Origin of the sequence: Kocuria sp. p3-SID1428, assembly GCF_025149945.1 — a bacterium.
GTDB lineage: Bacteria > Actinomycetota > Actinomycetes > Actinomycetales > Micrococcaceae > Kocuria.
In genome coordinates, this window is the sequence record NZ_JALXVH010000012.1 from 1 (window position 1) to 24,232 (window position 24,232).

The 24,232-nt window shown below is 71.5% G+C and carries 20 protein-coding genes and 1 tRNA gene; 8 read left to right on the forward strand and 13 right to left on the reverse strand.

Annotation, left to right across the window (positions count from 1 at the left end; all coding sequences use genetic code 11):
* Positions 1 to 542 precede the first annotated feature (542 nt).
* The gene (locus M3E84_RS04205) at positions 543 to 761 is read left to right on the forward strand and encodes a helix-turn-helix domain-containing protein (protein ID WP_259894752.1); all 219 of its coding nucleotides are present in this window, start codon (positions 543 to 545) and stop codon (positions 759 to 761) included.
* Between the two features lie 5 nt (positions 762 to 766).
* Here the strand turns inward: M3E84_RS04205 and M3E84_RS04210 are convergent, their stop codons facing one another.
* Positions 767 to 1,336 (reverse strand): hypothetical protein, encoded by a 570-nt coding sequence (locus M3E84_RS04210; protein WP_259894753.1) that lies wholly within the window; start codon positions 1,334 to 1,336, stop codon positions 767 to 769.
* Between the two features lie 267 nt (positions 1,337 to 1,603).
* On the opposite strand from M3E84_RS04210, the gene M3E84_RS04215 reads away from it, so the two are divergent.
* Together M3E84_RS04215 and M3E84_RS04220 are read left to right on the forward strand one after the other, a co-directional pair.
* Positions 1,604 to 2,185, forward strand: coding sequence for a LysM peptidoglycan-binding domain-containing protein (locus M3E84_RS04215; RefSeq protein ID WP_259894754.1), 582 nt, complete (start codon positions 1,604 to 1,606; stop codon positions 2,183 to 2,185).
* Between the two features lie 78 nt (positions 2,186 to 2,263).
* Positions 2,264 to 2,746, forward strand: a complete 483-nt coding sequence (locus M3E84_RS04220) for an Rv3235 family protein (RefSeq protein WP_259894755.1) — start codon at positions 2,264 to 2,266, stop codon at positions 2,744 to 2,746.
* A gap of 98 nt (positions 2,747 to 2,844) precedes the next feature.
* On the opposite strand, the gene secA is transcribed toward M3E84_RS04220, so the two are convergent.
* The 10 genes from secA to M3E84_RS04270 all read right to left on the reverse strand — a co-directional run bounded on the left by secA (position 2,845) and on the right by M3E84_RS04270 (position 16,687).
* Positions 2,845 to 5,640: a preprotein translocase subunit SecA gene (secA, locus tag M3E84_RS04225; RefSeq protein ID WP_259894756.1), complete on the reverse strand. Its 2,796-nt coding sequence runs from the start codon at positions 5,638 to 5,640 to the stop codon at positions 2,845 to 2,847.
* Positions 5,641 to 5,883: 243 nt separating this feature from the next.
* Positions 5,884 to 6,564: a ribosome hibernation-promoting factor, HPF/YfiA family gene (gene hpf / locus M3E84_RS04230; protein WP_259894757.1), complete on the reverse strand. Its 681-nt coding sequence runs from the start codon at positions 6,562 to 6,564 to the stop codon at positions 5,884 to 5,886.
* A 139-nt stretch (positions 6,565 to 6,703) separates the two neighbouring features.
* Complete coding sequence (locus M3E84_RS04235) at positions 6,704 to 7,555, reverse strand: ComF family protein (RefSeq protein WP_259894758.1); 852 nt, start codon at positions 7,553 to 7,555, stop codon at positions 6,704 to 6,706.
* A gap of 117 nt (positions 7,556 to 7,672) precedes the next feature.
* Entirely contained in the window at positions 7,673 to 9,412 is a 1,740-nt protein-coding gene (locus tag M3E84_RS04240; protein WP_259894759.1) for an LpqB family beta-propeller domain-containing protein, read from the reverse strand.
* On the reverse strand, positions 9,412 to 11,835 hold the full coding sequence (gene mtrB / locus M3E84_RS04245) for an MtrAB system histidine kinase MtrB (protein ID WP_259894760.1): 2,424 nt from the start codon (positions 11,833 to 11,835) through the stop codon (positions 9,412 to 9,414). Before mtrB ends, M3E84_RS04240 begins: the two co-directional genes overlap by 1 nt.
* A 22-nt stretch (positions 11,836 to 11,857) precedes the next feature.
* Positions 11,858 to 12,544, reverse strand: a complete 687-nt coding sequence (gene mtrA / locus M3E84_RS04250) for an MtrAB system response regulator MtrA (RefSeq protein ID WP_259894762.1) — start codon at positions 12,542 to 12,544, stop codon at positions 11,858 to 11,860.
* 170 nt (positions 12,545 to 12,714) lie between these two features.
* Positions 12,715 to 13,770 (reverse strand): hypothetical protein, encoded by a 1,056-nt coding sequence (locus M3E84_RS04255; protein ID WP_259894763.1) that lies wholly within the window; start codon positions 13,768 to 13,770, stop codon positions 12,715 to 12,717.
* The gene (locus M3E84_RS04260; RefSeq protein WP_259894764.1) at positions 13,767 to 14,129 is read right to left on the reverse strand and encodes a chorismate mutase; all 363 of its coding nucleotides are present in this window, start codon (positions 14,127 to 14,129) and stop codon (positions 13,767 to 13,769) included. The genes M3E84_RS04255 and M3E84_RS04260 overlap by 4 nt, the downstream gene beginning before the upstream one ends.
* 15 nt (positions 14,130 to 14,144) lie before the next feature.
* Positions 14,145 to 15,323, reverse strand: a complete 1,179-nt coding sequence (gene mnmA, locus M3E84_RS04265) for a tRNA 2-thiouridine(34) synthase MnmA (protein WP_259894765.1) — start codon at positions 15,321 to 15,323, stop codon at positions 14,145 to 14,147.
* 143 nt (positions 15,324 to 15,466) lie between these two features.
* Positions 15,467 to 16,687, reverse strand: coding sequence for a cysteine desulfurase family protein (locus M3E84_RS04270; RefSeq protein WP_259894766.1), 1,221 nt, complete (start codon positions 16,685 to 16,687; stop codon positions 15,467 to 15,469).
* Positions 16,688 to 16,722: 35 nt separating this feature from the next.
* Between M3E84_RS04270 and folP the strand changes: the two genes are divergently transcribed.
* The 3 genes from folP to M3E84_RS04285 are packed head-to-tail and all read left to right on the forward strand — an operon-like array spanning position 16,723 to position 18,930.
* Positions 16,723 to 17,679, forward strand: a complete 957-nt coding sequence (folP, locus tag M3E84_RS04275) for a dihydropteroate synthase (RefSeq protein WP_259894767.1) — start codon at positions 16,723 to 16,725, stop codon at positions 17,677 to 17,679.
* Positions 17,672 to 18,454, forward strand: a complete 783-nt coding sequence (locus M3E84_RS04280) for a dihydrofolate reductase family protein (protein WP_259894768.1) — start codon at positions 17,672 to 17,674, stop codon at positions 18,452 to 18,454. The genes folP and M3E84_RS04280 overlap by 8 nt, the downstream gene beginning before the upstream one ends.
* Before the next feature lie 11 nt (positions 18,455 to 18,465).
* Entirely contained in the window at positions 18,466 to 18,930 is a 465-nt protein-coding gene (locus M3E84_RS04285) for a tRNA (cytidine(34)-2'-O)-methyltransferase (protein ID WP_259894769.1), read from the forward strand.
* Positions 18,931 to 18,948: 18 nt separating this feature from the next.
* Here the strand turns inward: M3E84_RS04285 and M3E84_RS04290 are convergent, their stop codons facing one another.
* The gene (locus M3E84_RS04290; RefSeq protein WP_259894770.1) at positions 18,949 to 20,514 is read right to left on the reverse strand and encodes a S1C family serine protease; all 1,566 of its coding nucleotides are present in this window, start codon (positions 20,512 to 20,514) and stop codon (positions 18,949 to 18,951) included.
* Between the two features lie 228 nt (positions 20,515 to 20,742).
* Between M3E84_RS04290 and M3E84_RS04295 the strand changes: the two genes are divergently transcribed.
* The gene (locus M3E84_RS04295; protein WP_259894771.1) at positions 20,743 to 22,890 is read left to right on the forward strand and encodes a TPM domain-containing protein; all 2,148 of its coding nucleotides are present in this window, start codon (positions 20,743 to 20,745) and stop codon (positions 22,888 to 22,890) included.
* Between the two features lie 112 nt (positions 22,891 to 23,002).
* Positions 23,003 to 23,773, forward strand: coding sequence for a PspA/IM30 family protein (locus M3E84_RS04300; RefSeq protein ID WP_259894772.1), 771 nt, complete (start codon positions 23,003 to 23,005; stop codon positions 23,771 to 23,773).
* Positions 23,774 to 24,027: 254 nt separating this feature from the next.
* On the opposite strand, the gene M3E84_RS04305 is transcribed toward M3E84_RS04300, so the two are convergent.
* Positions 24,028 to 24,104: transfer RNA gene (locus M3E84_RS04305), tRNA-Met, on the reverse strand.
* Positions 24,105 to 24,232 lie beyond the last annotated feature (128 nt).

The following is a 24,232-nucleotide window of genomic DNA, read 5'->3' on the forward strand; positions in this document are numbered from 1 at the left end:
GTGGCCTCTCAGTGTGAGTCAGCGTCTCCCCCGTCATCCAGTGGCGGGGGGGGGGGGGGGGGGGGGGGGGGGCCCCCCCCCCCCCCCCACGAGCCCGAGCCCCACCAGCAGCCGCGGCTCGCGCCAGCCGGGACGACGCAGCCGCCCGGCCGTGTCGGTGCTCGAGGCACCGGAGACCGCGCGGGATCCCGTGGTGGATCCGGATCTGGGCATGTGGGCCTCCTGGACTGTGCACGGTGCCTCGGGCCGTCCGGGGCGCTGCGATCGGATCTGCGTGCGCTCGGCGCAGCGTTCCTGTGCTCATCGTGACCCGAGCAGCTCGGACTCGGGAGAGCTCGAGTTCAACTGTGGACGAGTCGATGACTTCAACTGCGCTCAGATCTCGGCTGCTGCCCCTTCCGCGCAGGGACCCGCAGGATCCGCTGCCGAGATGCCTCCAAGCCGTTCTTCCACAACCGCATCCCGCCTCGGGGCACCGGATGGCACAATGTTCCCGATCGGAGCCGGTCTGGACCCCGATCCCGGAATCTCAGGAGAGCACCATGGCAGAGCCGCAGTTCCTCACGCTGGCCGATGTCGCCGACATCCTCGCGATCTCGGCCTCCCAGGCTCGTGCGATGGTCCGCTCGGGCGAGCTGCCGGCGATCCAGGTCGGCGGACGCGGTCAGTGGCGGGTCGAGAAGGCCCGCTTCGAGCAGTGGGTCGAGCAGCGTCATCAGGAGACGGCCCAGGCCGTGCGAGCGGGCGCCTCCCTGGACTGAGGGCCTCAGGCCCGGCCTGCCGCGACGGGCTCCGAGACCACGCAGGCGATCGCCGAGAAAGGCACCGTGCGCATGGCGCGCACCGCCCGACGGCGCCGGAACTCGTCGTCCGGATGCATCGCCAGATCCAGGTGATCGCGCCCCGCCCGGTCGATCGTCCCCTCCAGCGATCCGCCGGGCACCCCGTCGACCAGCAGGACGCGCACAGCCGCCCTGGCCTGGGCCAGGGCGCGCACCGCCTGCCCCAGCCCCAGCCGGCTGCGCCGCTGCGGATCGCTGCGCCGCCGATCCAGCCCCTCGACCCACAGCACCGATTCCAGGGGGACCAGCAGCTCCACGGCCGAGTCCTGGAGCATGACCCACCCCATCCCGGCACCGGTCACCTCGCCGCGCGCCGAGGAGCCCCCGCGCAGCCCCACCTGCACGGCCGCGCCCTCGCAGCCCAGGAAGCGGTCCTGCAGCAGGGCCTCGGCGGTCTCGGCACGGGTCAGCTCGGCTGCCTCGCGCTCCATATCCCGGAAGCGCTCGGCCGCCAGCTGCGCCTCCATGTCCGCGAACAGCTCATCCCAGCGCATCAGCTCCCCCATCCCCGGTCGCCCAGCCCCGGAGCGCCCTCATGGCCACCGGCAGGTCAGCCTCCCCGGAGTCTACGAAAGGGCGCGGTCTCATGACGTCATAGTGAGATTCATCGTTCATTGACACCAGCAGACACTCAGATGAAGCTGTGAGCATCAAACGTCACCAAACGGCATCACATGGCAGATTCAGCGATGATCTGACACCCGCACCGATCGGCACGGGCACGATGCGCAGAGGCGGTGACCTGATGCCAGGAGGCACCCATGTCCGTGCAGTGCGCAGCCCGCTTCACTCCCCCGCCGGTCCCCGAGCCGTCCGCCGAGCGAGGCACGGCCCCTCGAGCCTCCGGGCCCTTCACCCAGCGCGGCCTGGGTGCCGGCGCGGCCCTGCTTCTCAGCAGCGGCGCCGCTGCGAGCGCCTGGGCCCTGCCCGCGACGGCCCACGCGCAGTCTGAGCAGACGGCACCGGAGGAGGATCAGCAGGCCGGCCCCCGCCCCGAGGCCCACAGCCCCGATGTCGCGGCCGCCATGCCGGTGAGCCCCCTGTGGAGCGCGGCGATCGCAGCTGAGACCCCCGCTCGGCCCGCAGCCGCAGCGGCACCGGCGGCACCGACGACTTCGGAACGGATCCAGGATCGCCTGGCCGAGTCCGCGCTGTGCGTGCGCGGCGGCGAGAGCCTGTGGTCCCTGACCGGGCAGCTGCTGGGCCCGAACGCCTCAGAGGCCGAGATCGCCCGGTCCTGGCCGCTGCTCTGGGAGGCCAACGCCGATCAGATCCGCGACCCGGACCGGGTGGCCGCAGGAACCGTCCTGAAAGTCCCGCCGCGGCTGCTGCCGGAGTCCTGAGCCGCCGCAGCGCCGCCCCTCTTCACACACCTCGCCTGTTCCACCCCCATCCATCCCTATCTGTTCCAGGAGCCCGCCATGCCCATCACCTCGCACCGCCCGCCGACCCCGCGCTCCGAGCAGCGCCCGTCGTCCTCAGGCAGCGCACGCCCCTACGTATGGCGCCAGCAGCAGCGCGCCGCCCAGCGATCCATCACCCCGGGCACCGAGCGTGAGCGCGCCACTGCCCTGATCCGAGCTGTCGCCGTCGCCGCTGTCGAGGTCCTGGCCGGTGCGCGGCCCGCCGGCCAGCTCTCCCGCTGGGCCGAACCGGAGATCGTGGATCGCCTGCACCGCAGAGCCGTCCTGCTGCAGCGGCGCCGAGGTCTGGAGCCGGCGGAGGCCCCCGTGCATCGCGTCCATCAGCACTCGGAGGTCCGCAGTCAGCGCGTGTGCCCGGTGGGTGACGGCATCTACGAGGCCGCCCTGGTCATCTGCGATGACGCCCGCTCACGAGCGGTCGTCGTGCGGGCCGAGCGGCAGGAGCAGGCCTGGCGCATCACCGTCCTGGAGATCGGGTGAGGCCACCCACGCACGCCTGCTGAGAAACGGCAGCGGGGCCGGGCGCGGACGCTCTCGCCTGCCCGGCCCCGCTGGGGCTTCTCCGCTGGGGAACGCGCTCAGTCCTCGGAGGAGGCCTGCTTCCTGGCCTCTCGCTCGGCCTTGGCCTCCGCGGCTCGGCGCTCGGCGCGCGAGCGCGGCTGAGCCGGAGCCTCGCCGCCTGCGGCGGCTGGATCCGAGACCGACGACGCACTCGGCACCGAGGCGCTCGCCTTGCTCCGGGCAGAGCTCCCGGGGGCCTTCTCGCCGCTGCGCTCGGTGCGCACCTGCGCGCGTCCGCTCTCGCTCGGGGCGGAGTACTGCAGGAACTTCGGCTGCTTGGGCAGACCCGCCCCCAGCGGACCGCCGCCGGCCTGGGCGCGCTGCGAGCTGAGATCGACCGAGAAGAGGTAGGTCACCGTCTCCTCGCGGATGCTGTCCATCAGGTTCTGGTACATGATGTGACCCTCGCGCTGGTACTCCACCAGCGGATCGCGCTGGGCCATGGCCCGCAGCCCGATGCCGTCCTTGAGGTAGTCCATCTCGTAGAGATGCTCGGGCCACTTGCGGCCCAGCACGGACAGGACCACACGGCGCTCGAGATTGCGCATGGCCTCGGAGCCGATCTGCTCCTCGCGCTCCTCATAGACGACCTCGGCATCCGAGATCAGCTGCTCCCGCAGGAACTCGGTGCTGAGCTTGTCGCGTCCGCCGGCCTCCTCGATCAGCTCCTCCTGGGACACGGAGACCGGATAGACCGTGCGCAGGGACTCCCACAGCGCGTCCAGGTCCCAGTCCTCGGGGTGTCCGGAGCTGGTCTTCTCGACCACGATCGAGCCCACGACCTCCCGGAGGAACTGCTGCACCTGGTCCTGCAGGTCGTGCCCCTCCAGGATGCGGCGGCGATCTGCGTAGATCGCCGTGCGCTGGCGGTTGAGGACGTCGTCGTACTTCAGGACGTTCTTGCGCTGCTCGGCGTTGCGGCCCTCGACCATGTTCTGCGCCGAGGCGATCGCCCGGGAGACGATCCGGAACTCCAGGGCGGTGTCCTCGGCCGCATTGGCCATCAGACGGGAGGCGCCGCCGGCATTGAACAGGCGCATCAGGTCATCGTTCAGCGACAGGTAGAACCGCGATTCGCCGGGATCGCCCTGACGTCCCGCGCGCCCGCGCAGCTGGTTGTCGATGCGGCGGGACTCGTGGCGCTCCGTGCCCAGCACGTACAGCCCGCCGAGCTCCTTGACCGTCTCGTGCTCGTCGCCGATCTCCTGCTCCGCGGCCTCCAGGACCTCGGGCCACTTCTGCTCATAGCCCTCCGGGTCCCGATCGGGGTCCAGGCCGAGCTCCTTCATGCGCTCCATGGCGATCGCCTCGGCGTTGCCGCCCAGGATGATGTCGGTACCGCGACCGGCCATGTTGGTCGCCACCGTGACAGATCCCTTGCGCCCGGCCTGGGCCACGATGGCGGCCTCGCGCTCGTTGTTCTTGGCGTTGAGGACCTCGTGCTTGATGCCGCGCTTGGACAGCAGCTTGGAGAGGTACTCGGACTTCTCCACCGAGGTGGTGCCCACCAGGATGGGCTGGCCGGTCTCGTGGCGCTGCTCGATGTCCTGGACCACGGCCGCGAACTTCACGACCTCGTTCTTGTAGACCAGGTCCTCCCGGTCCTCCCGGATCATGGGGCGGTTGGTCTCGATGGCCACCACACCGAGATCGTAGGTGTTCATGAACTCGGCGGCCTCGGTCTCGGCGGTGCCGGTCATGCCGCCGAGCTTGTCGTAGAGGCGGAAGTAGTTCTGCAGGGTGATGGTGGCCATGGTCTGGTTCTCCGGCTTGACCTTCACCTTCTCCTTGGCCTCGATGGCCTGGTGCTGGCCCTCGTTGTAGCGCCGGCCCTTCAGGATGCGCCCGGTGTGCTCGTCGACGATCTGGACCTCGCCCTTGATGACGACATAGTCCTTGTCCCGGGTGAACAGCTCCTTGGCCTTCAGGGCGTTGTTCAGGAAACCGATCAGCGGGGTGTTGGCGGTGTCGTAGAGGTTCTCGATGCCCAGCCAGTCCTCGACCTTGTCGATGCCGGGCTCCAGCACGGAGACGGTGCGCTTCTTCTCATCGGCCTCGTAGTCCTCGTCCAGCTCCAGCCGATCGACGAGCGAGGCGAAGACCGAGTACCAGCGATTGGCCTCGCCGGAGGCGGGACCGGAGATGATCAGCGGAGTGCGGGCCTCGTCGATGAGGATCGAGTCGACCTCATCGACGATCGCGAAGTTGTGCCCACGCTGCACGAGCTCGTCGACCGACCAGGCCATGTTGTCGCGCAGGTAGTCGAAGCCGAACTCGTTGTTCGTGCCGTAGGTGATGTCCGCGGCGTACTGCTTTCGGCGCACCTCCGGGGACTGACCCGCCAGGATCGTGCCGGTCTCCATGCCCAGGAACCTGTAGACACGGCCCATCTGCTCCGCCTGGGAGGAGGCCAGGTAGTCGTTGACCGTGATGACGTGCACGCCCTTGCCGGACAGCGCGTTGAGGTATGCCGGTGCGGTGGCGACCAGGGTCTTGCCCTCGCCGGTCTTCATCTCGGCGATGTTGCCCAGGTGCAGCGCGGCCCCGCCCATGAGCTGGACGTCGTAGTGGCGCTTGCCCAGAACCCGATGCGAGGCCTCGCGGACCACGGCGAAGGCCTCCGGGAGCATGCGGTCCAGGGACTCGCCATCCTGGACGCGCTGGCGGAAGGCGTCCGTCTCGGCGCGCAGCTCGGCGTCGGTGAACGAGCTGAAGCCGTCCTCGAGCGTGTTGATCGCATCGGCATAGGACCGCAGACGGCGAAGGACCTTCTTGTCGCCGGTCCGGAGCACCTTCTCCAGAATGGACGCCACGGGAACACGCTCCTTGATCGTGGGGGCTGAGTCGCCGTGATCGATCCGAGAGCCGTCACGGACTCTCCCGCGACGGGCTCCCCGGTCCGAGGCCGTGGGGTCGGCCGACGACTCAGGACAGTGTACGGCAGAGCCCATGGCGGCAGACGCGACCGGGAGAGCCCGGTCGCGTCTGCCGTGCGCTGAGCTCGAGGGCCGACCTGCCTGTGCCGACCGCGCCATCAAGCTGGGAGACGGCCCCGATCAGCTGGCCTGGTACGCCCTCTCCTCCACGGTCTCCGGCTCGAGCGCCGAGGCGCTGAGGGAGATCACACCGTATTCCCAGCCCTTGCGCCGGTAGGCCACCGAGGCCTCATCGGTGGCCGAGTCGATGTAGAGGAAGAAATCGTGGCCCACGAGCTCCATGCGGTCGATGGCCTGGTCAGCGCTCATCCGCTCGGCGGGGAAGGACTTGCGTCGGATCTCGACGGGCGGCACGTCCTCGCTGAGCGCGTACTCGGTGTCGAAGGCCTCGGACTCAGCGGCCGAGAGCTCTTCCTGGGAGGCGTAGGGCCGCTCCCCGATCGGCATGACCGGAAGCGCGGCGGTCGCTTCGTGCACGGCGGTGGGACGGTGGTTGCCGCGGTGGATCTTTCGGCGGTCGCGCGCGCGGCGCAGCTGCTCGATGAGCTTGGCGTAGGCGGCATCGAAGGCGGCCTGCTTGTCATCGCCGCGGGCCTCCGCACGCACCACGGGACCGCGGCCGATCACGGTGGCCTCCACGCGCATGCCGTCGTGACCGGGCTGGGGATTCTCCTTGAGGACTTTGATCTCGATCCGCTGGACCTTGTCGCCCAGCTCCTCGAACCTCACGACCTTGGTCCCGACGTAGTCGCGGAAGCGATCGGAGATGGTGACGTTGCGGCCCTGGATGGTGAGTTCCATGATGTCCTCCCAGTCAGCGGACTGGCTCCCGCAGCACACGGGATCATCCGCGGTAGACCCTGCGGCGGCCGACGAGGGCGACCTCCGCCCGGGACTAGGGGTCCCGGTAACAGAATATTACCCGGCTCACACATGCGATTCACCCACCCGTCGCCGGTGATTCGCTCCCGGCACGGACCCCGAGGGCCGTGGGGGCGCCCACCGCGCCCAGCACGACTGCCCCGCGCACCGCGATGCCGCCGGTCTGAAGCCGCCGTGCCGCCCGGGACAGCGTTGAGCCGGTGGTGAGGACGTCATCGACGAGCACCACGGAGTCCGGCACCGCACAGCGCAGCCGTCGCCATGGGCGCTGCAGCACGAAGGGGTCCTCGGCCCGAGCACGTGCGGCGGCATCGCGTGTCTTCTGCGCACCCGAGTGCGCCACGTCGCCGCGGCGCAGTGCCGCCGCAGCGGTGCGGGTGCGGTGTCCGAGCCACGGCTCCACGCGCACTCCCGTCGGCAGCAGGCCCTGCCGACCAGCCCGGGCCAGCAGCTCACCCACGGGATCGGACCAGCGGCGCCGCAGCGCCGCCGCCGAGGTGGGGATCGGCACGAGCACCTGCCCCTGCGCGCCCTCCCCGAGCCCGACGCGCACGGCGCGGGCGAGGATCGGGGCGAGCACAGCGAGCAGATCGGCCCTGCCGCCGTCCTTGAAGGCCATCAGGCACACCGCCAGCTCGAACTCATACGCCCCGGCGGCCACGACCGGCAGACCCGCGAGCTGGGCGGAGCCGGATTCCGCCCGACGGGGCCGCGAGCAGCTGCGGTGCAGCAGGCGCCGACACGGGCGGCACACCGACTCTCCCGGCTCCCGGCACACCGCGCACTGGACCGGCACGAGCGGCTCGATCCCACGCACCGCCGTCTGCGCCGCTCGGGCCATGCCCGCTGCGAAGGAGTCGGCGCCGAGGCTGCGACCGGGGTGCCGTCGTGGTGTCTCAGGAGAGTTCATGGGCGCAGGGTCCCGCAAGCGCCGGAGGTGCGCTCGCCCCGACGACGGGCACGGGACGCAGCACCCCGCCCCCCGGACGAGCACCAGCCTGTGGAGGACTGCCGGCCGGTCGAGGGCTCAGCCCGCGTAGGCCACGTCCGAGATCTCGTCGGTCTGCGGGGACCAGGCCTCACCGGTGAGCAGGCGCAGCTCGCCGGCGCTCTCCACGTAGATCTCGCCCTCGCCGTCCCCGCCGGCGATGTTCTGCACGCCGTCGACGACCGTCGGCAGGCTGCGGTGGCGACCCGAGATGTCGTAGACCTGCGGCGTGCTGCTGGAGTCGCGCTCAGCGGCCGCCACGAACGCCGTATCGCTGATCCACGCGGCGTAGGCCGGGGGCTCCACGGCACCCAGATCTACCATCTGCGGATCGTTCAGCCGCACCGGCTCCCCGTCGCCGCTGCGGATGATGCCGGCCAGCAGGATCCGGGAGTCGTCGCCCTCGTCGGTGAGGATCAGCGCCCGGGTGCCGCCGCGGGCCACGCGCAGGCTGGCGATCGGGATGCCCTCCAGCGAATCCGCCTGCACCTGCTCGGCGCTGCGTCCGGGCTCGTCGATGTTGGCGACTCGGACCGTCCCCTCGTCATCTGCGGTCCAGGCCCAGCCGTGATCATCCACGGACGGATCGCTCAGCCCGGATCCGCTCACGCGCTCCACGACCTCAGGATCCGCGGAGGAGAAGGTCACCATGGTCTCGTCGCCATCGCTCAGCGCCGCGAACCGGTCCATCTCCCTGCCCATGGCCGGTGCCGTGGGCGAGCGGCCCTCGAGGGCATCTGCCAGCTGCGGAACAGGGCTGATCTGCCCGCCCTGATGGAACACGAGCTCCTCATCGCGCAGCGCGATCTGACGCCCCGGCACCCCCGCCACTGTCCCGGGAAGCTCAGCGGCAGCGCCCGGCGCCAGCTCCACGGCCGAGTCGTTGACGGTCATGCCGAGGGTGTCGACCGTCTCGAGATCCTGCAGGGTGAGCAGGATCTGCCCGTACATGCCCTGCGTGGTCTCCAGGTCCGCGGTGCTGAAGTCGGGGATGGTCAGCTCGACCGAGGCTTCGCCGTCCTGGACGGGAACGGTGGAACCCTCGGCCAGCTGCGCGCCCTCCGGGATCTCGGAGCGCACCGCACCGTCCAGGTAGGGAGCCGGGCCGTTGAGCAGTGCGCGCATGAGCTGCGTGGAGACCACGGGTCGATCCGGGAACCAGCGGGAGTCCGGCACGGCATATCTGCCGTCGAGCGTCATGAAGTACAGGTTGTAGGGCTGATACACGTCATCGAGGTTCGAGGCCGGGATGAGCACGGCGTCCGGGGCCTCGGAGATGCGCCACTCGCCATCGACCCGGGTGAGCTCGAGGTCGAACTCATCGGTCGTGCCGGGCTCCTGCCGATTCATGATCCCGTTGACGTCGATCTCGGCACGGGTGTCCACGCTGACGCGCACCTGATCGTCCTCGAGCCCCTGCTGGATCCCTGCCTCGCCGGAGAACACGAAGGTCTGCTGTCCCGGGTGCCAGCTGTCGGCCAGCTCCGGGGCCAGGTACCGACGAGCCGCGGCATAGTCCTCGGCCGCGCCCTGCCCCGCCGCCAGGAAGTCGGTCACGATCTGCTCGGGACTCGCCCCCGGGGCAGGGGCCGCGAACTCGGGCTCCGCCTCGTCGGGGGTCGCGGGGGTGGGCGGCTCGGCCACGTGCACGGGCCCGGACGTGGGGATGGACGCGCAGCCGCCCAGCACCAGGGAGCCGACCACACCCATCGACAGCGCCAGGCGCACTCGCCGGCGGCGCTCGCCCCCTGCCCGCGCAGAGGCGGTGTCCTGGCTCATCAGGAGCTCCTTCCGTCGTCGTCGTGGTCGCTGTGCGGCTCGGCGGCGCCGGCGCCCTCGGTGTCGCCGAGCTCGGGATCGGGCAGATCGCGGAAGGCAGGCAGCTCGCCGGTGTCATCCGGGAACAGGTCCTCGTAGGACTCGTCCAGGTCGTCCTCCTCGACGAAGGCTGACGGCGGCTGCCCGGCCTCGGCATCGCGGAAGGCCGTCCCGCCGACCGGCCCATGGGGCTCAGATGCGCTATCCGCGCCCTCCAGCGCGACGCGGCGCAGATCCGGGCCGTCGGACGGCTTGTCAGCGGGATCGGCGGAGGGGTCGAGTCCTGCCGCCTCCGTGGTCACCGGGGTGTAGCGAGGGCCGCCCTCCGAGCGCCCGGCCGCCGAGGCCCCCACGAGCGTCCCGTCGATCGCCTCGTGCGCCGTGGCCGACGGAGCCGGCCCGGCGCCCGCCGTCCCGTCCTGCTCCGAGGCTTGCGACGACTCCGGGGAGGCCTGGTCCTCTCCGTCCGGGGTCTCGGCGTCCTCGCTCGCCCGACGGATCTGCGAGAGCTGCAGCTGACCGGTCGAGCGCGAGACCACCGAATCCTGATCCAGCGGGATGGCGACCATCGTGCCGGTGTCGGTCACCACGCCGACCACGGGCGTGGCCTCGGGATCCGGCGGGAGATCGACCGGCGGGACGTCGTCCTCGGACAGCGGTCGCGACTGCAGCAGCGGCAGGGACAGCCGGAAGCAGGCGCCCTCGCCCGGCGAGCCCCAGGCATCGAGCCAGCCGCCGTGCAGGCGCGTGTCCTCGGCCGAGATCGACAGCCCCAGACCCGTGCCCCCGGTGGTGCGCGCCCGCGCCGGATCCGCTCGCCAGAAGCGGTCGAAGACCTTGGCCGTCTGCTCCTCGGTGAGGCCGATGCCGTGATCGCGCACGGCCACGGCCACGGCGTTGTCCGAGGCCCGCACGACGATGTCGATCGGGCGGCCCTCGCCGTGCTCGATCGCGTTGACCACCAGGTTGCGCAGGATGCGCTCGATGCGGCGCTGGTCCATCTGCACCAGGATCCGCTGGCGGTCGGTGTGCAGCCGGATCACGGTGTCGGCGTTGGCGGCCAGCGGCGCCGTGGTCTCGAGCACCCCGGTGATCTGCTGGATGATGTTGACCCCGGTGATCTCCAGGCGCGCGGCACCGGCATCGAAGCGGGAGATCTCGAGCAGATCGGCCAGCAGGACGTCGAAGCGGTCCACCTGGTGGTACAGCAGCTCCGCGGAGCGCCGGTTGACGGGGTCGAACTCGTCGCGGGCATTGTGCAGGACCTCCGCGGCCATGCGCACCGTGGTCAGCGGCGTGCGCAGCTCGTGGGAGACGTCCGAGACGAAGGTCTGCTGCATGGACGAGAGCTGCTCGAGCCGGGTGATCTGATCCGCCAGGTTGTCGGCCATGCGGTTGAAGGACCTGCCGAGGCGGGCGACCTCGTGCGAGCCGTGGACCTGCATGCGGGCATCGAGGTTGCCGTCGGCCAGCGACTCGGAGGACCGCGCCGTGTTGGTCACCGGGCGCACGATCTCGCGGGTCACGTACCAGACCACGCCCGAGACCAGCAGCGCCTGGACCAGGGTGGCCAGCAGCAGCACCGCGTGCATGGCATCCAGGGTGCGCTGGGGCTGTTCGAAGTCATGGACGAAGTACAGCCCGTACGGCGAGCCCTGCCTGGGCTCGACCACCTGCCCGACGATCACGACGGGCACCTGCAGCCCGCCCTCGTCGATCTGCGCCGAGCTGGACTGCCAGTACATGCTCTCGTCGACACCGGCGCTGTCCGAGACCTCCTCCTGGAGCTCCTCCGGGATGGTCTGCTCGCCCATCCAGCTCGTCTCGGCCTGCGGCGGCAGGGCGTCGTCGCTCGTCTCGCCGTCGCTGAGCAGCGGAAGCAGCACCCAGCGGCTGCGCTCACGGTCGCTGCCGGAGTTCAGCCCGCTCAGCGTCGAGGACACGAGGGTCTGCAGCTGGGCCTGATCGCCGCCCTCCGAGGCGTCGAAGCTGGCCTGCACGCTGCGGTAGTCGGCCTCGGACTGGCTCAGCGCCTGGCCCAGGGCGTCGGTGAACAGCCGCTCGGAGATCTGGTGGGACAGGAAGCTGCCCGTGACCAGGAAGACGACCAGGACCCCGATCAGCGCGATCGACACCGCTCGGAACTGCAGGGAGTGCCGCCAGCGACGCAGCACCAGCCGCAGGCGCAGGCGAGCTCCGCCGATCAAGCCGCGGTATCGACGCCGCCTGCCGCGGGAGCCCGGCTCGGCCTGGGCGATCGGCGCTTGCTCGGGGGCATCCACGATGCCCACCGGCAGCGTGGGTCCGGCCGGATCCTCCCCCGGGCGCGCCTCGGCTCCCGCGGAGGAGCCGCGGGAGCCTGCGGGCGAGGAGAGATCGGTCATGGCAAGAGGACCCGAGCCGGGCTCAGCGGTGCTCGTGGCCGGCGCGGTAGCCGACGCCGCGCACGGTCACGACGATCTGCGGGTTCTCGGGGTCGCGCTCGACCTTGGAGCGCAGCCGCTGGACGTGGACATTGACCAGCCGGGTGTCGGCGGCCTTGTGATAGCCCCACACCTGGCGCAGCAGCATGTCGCGGGTGAAGACCTGCTCGGGCGAACGCGCCAGGGTCGCCAGCAACTCGAACTCCAGCGGTGTCAGGGGGATCTCCTCCTGCCCGCGCAGCACGCGGTGGCCGGTGATGTCCACGGTGACGTCGCCGACCACGAGCTCGGTCGAGGTGGCGCGCGATCCCGGGCGCAGGCGCGCCTTCACGCGAGCCAGCAGCTCGGCGGGCTTGAAGGGCTTGGGGATGTAGTCATCGGCGCCGGCCTCCAGACCGCGCACGACGTCGTCGGTGTCGGACTTGGCCGTCAGCATCACGATCGAGGTGTCCGAGAACTCCCGGACCTCGCTGCAGATCTGGATGCCGTCCTTGCCGGGCAGCATGAGATCGAGCAGCACCAGATCCGGATCGGCCTGGCGGAAGGCCCCCACGGCCTCCGCTCCATCGGCGCAGAAGATCGTCTCGTAGTTCTCGGCGTTGAGAATGATGCCGATCATCTCCGCCAGTGCTGCATCATCATCCACCACGAGGATCTTCGCCTTGGCCACGGGACCGCCTCTCTGCTTCGCGACATCTGCCCGGACCCCTGCGGCAGCTCGGCGACCTGGCCGAGCGCGGGTGGGCGCTCCCATCATGTCAGCTCCGCCGCCGGCCGGCAGACAACGCAGCTGCGGGGCGTCGCGGAGGCGGACCCGCCCTGGGGTGCTCGCCCCCGCGCTCAGGACTCCCGTGCGGTCTCCTCGAGCCCGTGGGCGAGGTCCGCAGCACGGCCGAGCACGACTGGCAGCCGATCCGGGGACAGATCCTCGAGCCCGGGCCCCACGGCGATCATCAGCCGCGAGAGCTCCCGCAGCGGCACTCCCACCTCGCTGAGCGGCTGGGCGATCGCCTCGACCTCCCTAGCGGTCGAGAAGGGCTGGGCGAGACTGTCGGCCAGATGTGGCAGCAGCAGGCTCAGGCCAGTGCCGGAGTCCTGGATCTCCGCCAGCGGCTCCCAGTCGCGGGCATCGGACCCGGGGGCGGTCAGCACGAGCCGATCCGCGCCGATCGCCAGGATGCGTGCGGGCTCCAGGCCGTCCGGGATCTGCAGCTCGACGCTCTGCGCCCCTGCCGCTCGCGCGGCCTCCACCACTCGCGCGAGCCCCTCGCGGATCTCCGCCCAGGGCACCGCCCGCAGGGTCTGATAGCCGCTGGCGGTGGGAATCCGGCCCTCGAGCACGCGAAGCAGCTCCGGCTCGGCGAAGCGCACCACGATCCCGCGCGGGCCGAGCGACTGGCGCAGCGCTGCCAGGTGCTCGCCGAGGCCGTCGGCCAGCGAGTCGACCAGGTCGCGACGGGCGCCGTGATCGCGCAGGACCCGCTCCCCGCCGTGGAGATGCAGGCGGGCGGCCAGGGTGGCCGGGCCCAGCAGCTGCGTGGTCACCGGCTCGAGGTCTCCGTCTGACTCGGCGCCGATCACATCGGCCAGGGCGTTGAGGTCGCTGGCCAGCAGGGACCGGGCGGCCCGCGAGTCCTGGGAGTCGTGGCGCTGCAGGCGCCAGCCGTGCGGCTGCAGGTCGCACCACAGCTCCGTGAGCACGGCGACCGTGCGCGGCAGGTCGTCTGCGGCCGCCGAGCGCTGCGGCAGGGGCAGCAGCCCGCTGCGATGCGGCGCGCCGAGCTCACCGCGCAGGACGGTGAAGGCCTCGAGCGCCTCGGTCCCGGGCAGCCCGCCCACGACGGTGGCGCGCGTGCGGGTCGGCTCCTGAGACCGGCCGACGGCGAGGGAGCTCACTGCTCGGTTCCTGCGCGGTGCTCCTCCGCGATGCGCTCGTGGTGGCGGATGACCTCGCTGATGATGAAGCTGAGGATCTTCTGCGCGAACTCCGGATCCAGCTCGGCGTCCTGGGCCAGGCGGCGCAGGCGCTCGATCTGCTGGGCCTCGCGCTGCGGGTCCCCGGCCGGCAGGTCATGGGCTGCCTTGAGCTCGCCGACCCTCTGGGTGGCCTTGAAGCGCTCGGCCAGCACGTTGACGAGCACGGTGTCGAGATTGTCGATGGTGCCGCGCATGGCGCGCAGCTGGGCGAGGGCCTCTTCCGTCCCGAGGGACTCGGCCGAGGCCGCGGCGCTGGCAGTCTGGTCGTCGGAGCTCATGACCTCGATCCTAGGTCAGCGGGCGGGCGAGGAGGCCCGGGAGGCCGCGCGAGCGGAGGCGATCGTGGCCTGCCCGAGCACTCGGGTGCCCTGGTAGACGACGGCCGACTGCCCAGGGGCCACAGCGGACAGGGGCTCGTCGAGCTCGAGCACCAGCTCAGTGCGCAGCTGGCCGTCTTCGGCGACGTCTTCGAGCCGGGCCCGACCGGGCAGCGCCTCGCCGTGGGCGCGGACCTGGACCTGGACCTCGACGTCCTCGGAGGCTTGCCCCGGGCTGCGCTGGCTGCGCCGCTGGAAGCGCTCGAACTCGGGCACGGGCCGCCCCGCCCAGGAAAGGCGGATGCCGCGGATCTCGTCGACCGCCAGATGCTCGCGCGGACCCACCACGACCTCATCGGTCTTGGGCCGGATCTCGAGCACGAAGCGCGGCTTGCCGTCGGCGGCCGGCGTGCCGAGATGCAGGCCGCGTCGCTGGCCCACGGTGTAGGCCAGGGCTCCGTCGTGGCTGCCGAGGTGTCGGCCGTCGTCGTCGACGATGGCCCCGGGGCGCATCTCGACCCGCTCGGCCAGCCACCCGCGGGTGTCGCCGTCGGGGATGAAGCAGATGTCGTGGGAATCCGGCTTGGCGGCCACGGACAGCCCGCGGCGCTGGGCCTCCTCGCGCACGAGCGCCTTGGACGGCGTGGGCGCCAGCGGGAAGAGGCAGTGCCGCAGCTGCTGCTCATCGAGCACGCCCAGCACGTAGGACTGGTCCTTGGCGTCCTCGGCGGCCCGGTGCAGCTGCGGGTGGCCGTCGACCTCGACGACGCTCGCGTAGTGGCCCGTGCACACGGCGTCGAAGCCCAGGGCCGTGGCCTTGTCGAGCAGGGCCTCGAACTTGATCTTCTCGTTGCAGCGCAGGCACGGGTTCGGGGTGCGTCCGGCGGCGTATTCGCTGATGAAGTCGTCCACCACATCGGCCTGGAAGCGCTCGGAGAAGTCCCACACGTAGAACGGGATGCCCAGCTTCTCGGCGGCCCGCCAGGCGTCGTTGGAGTCCTCGACCGTGCAGCACCCGCGCGAGCCGGTGCGCAGCGTGCCGGGCATGCGATTCAGCGCCAGGTGCACGCCGGTGACGTCGTGCCCGGCCTCCACGGCACGAGCCGCGGCAACGGCGGAGTCCACTCCCCCGGACATGGCTGCCAGGACGCGCATGGGGTCTCCTTACAGTGCTTCGGGCTGTTCGAGGATCGGCAGGACCGCCGGGACCCGGCGGATCAGCCCTCCAGGGTAGCGGTACGAGAGCGGCCCTGTCCTCCCCTCGGCTGCTCACGGCGTCCCGGCGAGGGCGCGCCCGGTCAGGTCCCGGACAGCCCTGCCGCCAGGGCACGGTCGTGGATCTGCGGCAGTGCGGCGATCAGGGCGTCGACGTCCGAGGCGGTGGTGCCCCGCCCCAGGGTGAAGCGCTGTGCCCCGCGGGCCGTGACCTCATCCAGTCCCATGGCCAGCAGGATCCGCGACGGGCGCGGGACACCTGCAGTGCAGGCCGATCCTGTCGAGGTGGCGAATCCGGCGGCATCCAGCAGGAAGAGCAGGGAATCTCCCTCGCAGCCAGGGAACGTGAAGTGGACGTTGCCGGGCAGGCGCTGCCCGGTGTGCGGACTCTCCAGCGGCCCGCGCAGCACGGCCTGAGGCACGGCCGCCCGGATGCCGTCGATGAGCCGATCGCGCAGCTGCGCCAGGCGCTGCGACTCCCCGGGCAGATCGGCCGTGGCCTCCCGCACGGCGGCCGCGAAGCCCGCCGCACCGGCCGCATCCAGGGTCCCGGGGCGCAGCCCGCGCTGCTGCCCGCCTCCGTGCAGCAGCGGGGCCATCTGAGCGCCGCGCCCCACCACGAGCGCCCCGCTGCCCACCGGTGCCCCGATCTTGTGCCCGGACACCGCCAGCGTGGTCAGCCCGGGGAGCCGGGAGCTGACCGGCAGCGCACCCAGCGCCTGGACGGCGTCCACGTGCAGCGGGACCTGGAACTCGGCGCAGACCTCTGCCAGCTGCGCGATCGGCTGGACCGTGCCGACCTCGTTGTTCGCCCACATGACGGCCACCAGGGCCACTGAGCCCGGATCGCGGGCGAGCATCTCGCGCAGCGCAGCGGGATCTGTGCGGCCGAGCCCGTCGACCTCGAGCAGCTCGAGCTGCGCGCCGCGGTGCCGGGCCAGATGCTCGGCCGGCTCCTGGACCGCCGGGTGCTCGATGCTCGATACGATCACCCGGTCTCGGCCCGGATCCTCAGCGGTGCGAGCCTCCCAGAGACCGGTCACGGCCAGGTTGTCGGCTTCGGTGCCGCCCGAGGTCAGGATGATCTCGACCGGGTCGGCCTCCACCGCCGCGGCGATCGTGTCCCGCGACTCCTCCAGCACGCGACGGGCCGCGCGCCCGGAGGCGTGCAGCGAGGACGGGTTGCCGCCGCGCAGCAGCTGTTCGTGCACGGCACGGGCCGCCGCCGGCAGGACCGGGTGCGTGGCGGCGTGATCGAGGTAGACGGGCCCGGCGGGCTGGGCGGGGGGCTGCGGATCGGACACGCGGCCAGTGTAGGGAGCCGCCCCGACGGGCTACCGTGACCGATGTGACCGCCGCACCGAGCTCCGTGCCCCCGAACCCCGCCGACGGGGTGCCCGCCCTGCGGCATCCGGTGCGCAGCCTGGCCGGGCGGCGGATCGACTTCCGCCGCGACCTGCTGGTCATGGGCATCGTCAATCGGACCCCCGACTCCTTCTACGACCGCGGCCGGACCTTCGAGCTCGAGGCAGCCGTGGCCGCCGGGCTGCGCCACGCCCAGGAGGGAGCCGACTGGGTCGACGTCGGCGGCGTGCCCTTCGCCGCGGGCGAGCCCCTGGATCCGCGGCTCGAGGCCGAGCGCGTGGTTCCGGTCATCGAGCAGCTGGCCCAGCATCGTCCTGGGCTGATCCTCTCGGTCGACACCTTCCACGCGTCGGTGGCCGATGCCTGCCTGGCCGCCGGTGCCCACGTGGTCAACGACACCACCGGGTTCTGGGATCCCGAGCTCGCCGAGGTGATCCGCGAGCGCGACGCCCACGTGATCGTCACGCACTCCCTGACCGGCCGCGGCGGCCCGCGCACCCCGGTGCCGGCCCCGCACTACGACGACGTGGTCGCCGAGGTGCGCGAGTTCCTGGCCCGGCGGGTCGATCATGCGCTGGAGCGCGGCATCGCAGCCGATCGGCTGATCGTCGATCCCGGCCACGACCTGCACAAGACCACCATCCACTCGCTCGAGCTGACGCGGCGTCTGGGCGAGATCACGGGCCTGGGCCATCCCACACTGGCGGCGGTGTCCAACAAGGACTTCGTGGGCGAGTCCCTGGGCCTGCCGCGCGAGCAGCGCCTGGAGGGATCGCTGTCAGCCGCGGTGGTCTGCGCCCTGAACGGCGCTCGGATCTTCCGGATGCACGAATCCGCCCCGGCCCGCCGCGCCCTCGACATGGCGGCCGCGATCCTGGGCCTGCGGGAGCCGATCCAAGCTGTCCACAACACAGGAGCAGACCATGGCTGAGTCCCGCGAGGTCACCGCGATCGAGCGGATCTGGCCCGACCCCGGCGTCCCGAGCCTCGACGAGCTGCGCGAGGACTACGCGCGCACCTGGCCTGCCGTCTCCGAGGGCTCCGGGGCCATGATGATCAGCTCGCTCGACGGCTCCGCCGTGCTGGGCGCGGTCTCCGGCGGTCTGTCCTCTCCTGCGGATCAGAAGCTCATGGATGTGCAGCGCAGCGTGGTCGACGCCGTCGTCATCGGCGCCGGGACCCTGCGCGAGGAGGGCTACGGCGGGCTGCGGGTGGCCGAGGACTCCGTGGCCTGGCGGCGGTCCCGCGGGATGACGGATCACCCCGTGCTCGTGGTCGTCTCGCGCAGCCTGGACCTCGATCCGGCCTCGGCCTTCCTGGTCGAGGCTCCCGTGCGCCCGCTGATCCTCACCGGCGCCGCGGCCTCCCCGCGTCGGAGAGAGGCGCTCCAGGAGGTGGCCGGCGTCGAGGTGCTCGACGACGGCGCGGGCGGTGTCGATGCGCAGGCGGCCCACGAGCTGTTCGCCCGCCGCGGCTGGCAGCGCATCCACAGCGAGGGCGGTCCCTCCGTGCTGGCCGTCTGGCTGAGCGCGGGGCGGATCGCCGAGCTGCATCTGAGCCTGTCCCCCGTGCTCGCCGGGCCGACCGAGGCAGGCCTGCTCGGCGCCTCGATCGATCCGCAGCGACTCGAGCTGAGCCAGGTGCTGCGCGACGGCTCGATGCTGCTCACGCGCTACCGGGTCCGAGCAGCCGCGCAGCGCCCGTAGACTCTGGGCCCATGGTGCGCATGCTTCTGGTGGAACCCGAGATCCCCGGCAACACGGGCAACGTCATCCGGCTCTCGGCGGTGACGGGTGCCCAGCTGCACCTGGTCGAGCCGCTGGGCTTCGACTTCGACGACGCCAAGCTGCGCCGTGCCGGGCTCGACTACCACGACCTCGCGGGCATGCACGTCCACGCCGATCTCCAGGCCGCCTGGGAGGCGCTGCGCCCGCAGCGCGTCTTCGCCTTCACCACCACCGGAACGTCCTCGCACACCTCCGTGCAGTGGCGCGACGACGACGTCATGATGTTCGGTCGCGAATCCGTGGGCCTGTCGGAGCAGCACAAGGCGGATCCGCACGTCACGCGGGAGATCCGCATCCCCATGCTGCCGGCCCGCCGGTCGCTGAACCTCGCCAACAGCGTCTCGATCGCCGTCTACGAGGCCTGGCGCCAGAACGGGTTCCAGGGCGCCCTCTGAGGGGCCCGGCGCGTGGACTCAGCCGGCGTCGGCAGCGTCGGCGACCGTGACCTCCACGGTCTCCTCGCGTCCGTCGCGCTCGTAGACCAGCTCGCCCTTGCCGCCTGCCGGGACCTCGCGCACCGCGGCCGTGAACTCATCGGCATCCAGGGTCGTGTGTCCGTTGAAGCTGCGAATGATGTCGCCCTCGCGCAGACCGGCTTCATCGGCTGGCGAGCCGTCCTCCACGGAGCGCACGAGCGCACCCTGCGAGAAGCTCTGGCTGTCGCCGTCGTCAGCAGCAGCGGCCGAGACGCCTGCGCCCAGGTAGCCGTGGGTGGCCTCGCCGGTGTCGATGATCTCCTGGGCGATGCGCTCGGCGTGATCGATCGGGATCGCGAAGCCGACGCCGATGCTGCCGGCGGCCGAGTCGTCGCCAGAGGCCGAGGCGATCGCCACGTTGATGCCGACCACCTTGCCGTCCACATCGACCAGTGCGCCGCCGGAATTGCCCGGGTTGATGGAGGCGTCGGTCTGGATGACGTTCAGGAACACCGACTCCGTCTGGCCCTGCGAGGAATCGCCCTGGCCGTAGTCGAAGAAGAAGTCCTGCCAGCTGCCCCCGCCCGGGTCCTCCTGCGATCCCTCGCCCTCGTCCGGGGTCTCGGGCACGGCCGAGGAGGCGACGGCGATCGTGCGATCAGTCGTGGAGATGATGCCGTCGGTGACGGTGCCGGACAACCCCAGCGGAGCACCGATGGCGATCGCGGTCTCGCCCACGTTCAGCTCGCTCGAGCTGCCGAGCTCGGCCGGCACGAGTCCCTCGTGCTCGATCTTGATGACCGCCAGGTCGGACAGCGGGTCCGTGCCGACGACCTCGGCGGTGGTCACGGTGCCGTCGGAGAGCTGCACCTCGATCGACGGGTCGCTGGACTGCCCGTCCATGGTCACCACATGGGTGTTGGTGAGGATGTGGCCCTCCTCATCCAGGATGATGCCCGAGCCGGAGCCGGCGCTCTGGCCGTCCGACGAGGAGATCGTCACCACCGACGGAGCCGCCTTGGCCGCAGCACCGGTGATCTCCGTGACGGAGTCGGTGTCGTTGACGATCAGCTCGCGCGAAGCCGAGGCCGTGGAGGAGTCCTCGGAGCCGGTGGCGGCATCCACCGCGGCGTAGGTGCCCGCGCCTACCAGGGCGGAGAGGATCAGTCCGCCGGCGACCAGCCCGGCTGCCCCGCGGCGTCGGGTCTGCGGCTCAGCACCTGCGGGGTTCCGTCCGTAGCCGCCTGCGGGCTGCTGCCCGTAGCCGTACCCGGGACCGTTCTGCGAAGCGGCGGCCTGCGGCTGCTGGGAGTACGGGCTGCGCGGCTCCGGCTGCCCGTACGGCCCCGCCGCCGAGGCCTCGGCCGGGTGCTGCGCGGCCTGGGCCTGCGGATCGGGATGCTGCCCGAGGCGCGGGTCCTGCCCGATGATCGGCTGAGGGGCGGTGCTGGCGGCCTCTGCGTCGCGCCCGGAAGCCGGCTGAGGGGACTGCGGCCCCGGCTGCCCTCCCGTGCCGTCGCCTCGGCGATCGTCCGGGCGGGGGGTGTCGGCGCCGTTGCTCAAGCCAGTGCTCCTCATGCGAAGTTCTCATCGATCGATGCTCGGGGCCTCGGGTCGCCCCAGGCGCGGTCCGCAGGCAGGGCCCGCATGCATCGCGGCCCACAGTATCCAGGTGCCGCCTGGAACGCCGCTGGGTGTCGGGTCAGGACCCCTGGGAACAGCCTGTCCGGGCGCTGTGCGTCGTCGCGCGGATCCGCGGCTCGTCGCACCCGAGTCCTATACTCGCCGTGAGTGATCGCCACCACGTCGCGGCTCCCCTCGCCCGCCGAGGGCTGCGGTGTGCGCCGCAAGCGACCGACCCCCACGGAGACCATGCCTCAGCACACGAGCCGGGCCAGCCGACGATCCGGTGCGCCACGCAGCATCGTCAGCGCTCTGGGAGCCGTCGCGCTGCTCAGCGCGGCCGCACCTGCCTGCGCCGCGCCCCCGATGGACCTGCCCAGCGGCGAGCGCATCGTCGATGACTCCGGCGTCCTCCAGGACCCGGGCGGGCTCGAGGACCAGATCGAGCAGCTCACCCGGGATGAGGGCGTCACGCTCAGCGTCGTGATCGTCGACGAGTTCACGGGTGCTGCCTCCGCCGACGAATGGGTCGAGCAGACCTGGCTCGCCAGCGGTCTGGGCAGCTCGGACGCCCTGCTGGCGGTGGCCTCGCAGGACCGGGAGGCCCGCTTCCTGGCCGGCGACGGCGGAGAGGTCAGCCTCAGCGAGCAAGACAGCATCTATCAGGACGACATCGTCCCCGAGCTGTCCGCCGACGACTGGGACGGGGCCGTGGCCGGTGCCGTCGAGGGCCTCGAGCAGGCTGCCGAAGGCACCAGCAGCGCCTCGGACAGCGGCGGGGGCTTCTCCTTCAGCCCCGTGATGCTGGTCCTGCTGATCGGCCTGGCCGCGATCTTCGTTCCGTTCGCACTGCGCGCGGCCCGCCGGGTGGATCGGCAGCGCGCGGGTCAGCGCCGCCAGCACGGTGAAGCCCGCCGCTCGCGCTTCGGCGAGTTCGCCGATGTGCCCCTGAAGGAGCTGCGAGTCCGCGCCGGGGAGCAGATCGTCGCCGCCGATAACGCGATCCAGCATTCCGAGCAGGAGCTCGAGTTCGCACGGCTGGAGTACAGCCAGGCGCAGGTCGCACCCTTCGAGGAGGCGATCCTGCAGGCCAAGGAGCACATGCGGGCCTGCTTCGCCCTGCAGCAGCAGCTCGACGATCACATCCCGGATTCCGAGGACGACCAGCGCTCGTGGCTCACGGAGATCATCGGCCGCACGCGCGACGCCCAGCGCCCGCTCGAAGAGCAGAAGGAGGCCTTCGCGCAGCTGCGACAGCTGGAGACCCGTCTCCCAGAGGCCCTGGCCCAGCTGAGGGACGAATCGCAGCGCATCCGCCCCGAGCTCGAGGCCGCCGCCGCGCAGATCGACCAGCTCAGCGCCCGCTTCGCCGACTCCGCGCTGCGGCCGCTGCGTGAGGACCTCGACCAGGCTCACGAGCGCCTGCGCTTCGCTGATGAGATGACGGGCACCGCCGAGGATTCCGCTCGCGGCGACGACCGCTCGAGCGCCGTCGTGCGGCTGCGCGCCGGCGAGGAGGCAGCCGGGCAGGCATCCGGGCTGCTGCGCTCGATCCGCGAATCCGCCGAGGCCCTGGGCACCGCGGAGACCGGGCTGCGCGATGCCATGGCCCTGGCCCAGCGCGATATCGCCGAGGCCGAGGCCTATGCGCGCGACGGCTCCCGCCCCGATCTGGCGGCGGCCGCGGCCGGGATGAGCTCCGTGCTGGGCAGCATCGACCAGCAGCTGAAGGCCGAGCGCATCGATCCGGTCGAGCTGCAGCACCGTCTGGATCTCTCCCGGGACCAGCTCGATCGCTCGCTGGGTGACCTGCGCTCCGCCGCCGAGCAGGACCGGGCGCTGCGCGGGCGGCTCGAGCAGGCCCTGGAGGCGGCCCGGAGCCGCGTGCAGGCCGCCGAGCGCTACATCTGGGGCAATCGCGGCGGCATCGGGCACGAGGCACGGACCAGTCTGGCCAACGCGCAGAGCTATCTGGAGCGAGCCCAGCAGCAGGCCCAGCCCGATCCCCAGGCGGCGCTCGAGGCCGCCCAGCAGGCAGAGCACCAGGCTCAGCAGGCGCTGGACGGCGCCCACGCCGACTCCCTCGACTTCTCCCAGCGCCGCACCACCGGCTCCGGGTCCTATGGCGGAGCCGCCCTGGGCGGCATCCTCATCGGATCGATCCTCGACGAGCTCATGGACGGCTCGGGCCGCGGCTCCGGCGGATTCCGCGGCGGAGGCTTCAACGGCGGATTCAACGGAGGCTTCGGCGGCGGGTCCTCCGCAGGGGGCTCCTTCGGAGGCGGCGGGCGTCGCAGCTCCGGCGGGAGGTTCTGAAGCCGCCCTGCCGCCGAATCCCTCGCCCCCCGCTGCGCACGACCAGCAGTCGTCGACACAACCATCAGCTCACCACACACCATCAGCTCACCACACATCAGGAGGAACCGACATGTCCAAGCAGTCCATCTTCGGGCGGATCGCCCAACTCACCCGCGCCAACATCAACGCGCTGATCGACCAGGCCGAGGATCCGCAGAAGATGCTGGATCAGATGGTGCGCGACTACACGGAGAACATCCGCGAGGCCGAGGCCGCCGTCGCCCAGACCATCGGGCAGCTGCGGATGCTGGAGCAGGACCACGACGAGGACGTCCGCGAGGCCCAGGAGTGGGGCTCCAAGGCCATGGCCGCCTCGAACCGCGCCGATCAGTTCCGCAGCAGCGGCCAGAGCGGCGAGGCCGAGAAGTTCGACAACCTGACCAGGATCGCCCTCCAGCGCCAGATGCAGCACGAGTCCGAGGCGCGCGGGGCCGAGCCGCAGATCCAGGCGCAGACCGAGGTGGTCAACCGCCTCAAGGACGGCCTGAACAAGATGCGCTCCAAGCTCCAGGAGCTGTCGAACAAGCGCGACGAGCTCAACGCCCGTCAGAAGACCGTCCAGGCGCAGTCGCAAGTCCAGGACGCGCTCAAGGCCTTCGACGTCATGGATCCCACCTCCGAGGTCTCGCGCTTCGAGGAGAAGATCCGCCGCGAGGAGGCACGCGTGCTGGGCCAGCAGGAGCTCGCCGCCTCCAGCCTGGACGCGCAGTTCGAATCCCTTGAGGACCTCAGCCAGGAGTCCGAGGTCGAGGCCCGGTTCGCCGCCCTGAAGGCCGGGCGCACCACGGATCACCTCTCCAGCCTGCCCGCGCCCCAGCAGATCGGCGAGATCGAGCACTGAGCCCGCTGGACCTGACGGCCGGCCTGCTCCCCAGAAGTCGTGGGGCAGCCGACCGGCCGTCGGTCCGTCCCGGCCCCAAGGCTCGTGAGAGCTCTGTGGTCTCCGGCGTCGTGCGCTGAAGCCGGACACCACAGAGCTCTCACGCACATCAGATCGAGTGGCCCCGCGATGCACCTCCGACACCCGTACGGCGCAGGGGCCGGGCACAGCAGAAGACCCCCGGAACCATCGGTTCCGGGGGTCTTCGTCCTACGTGGTTGCGGGGGCAAGATTTGAACTTGCGACCTCTGGGTTATGAGCCCAGCGAGCTACCGAACTGCTCCACCCCGCGGCGACAGAGAAAGACTATACGCACTTGTCCGGTGCTTCGCAAACCGGCGGTCGCCGGGCGTTCACGGCACGTCCATCGGCCCGTCGCCGGCGCTGCCGGGATATGAGGAAGGCCCCGTCGGGACGAGC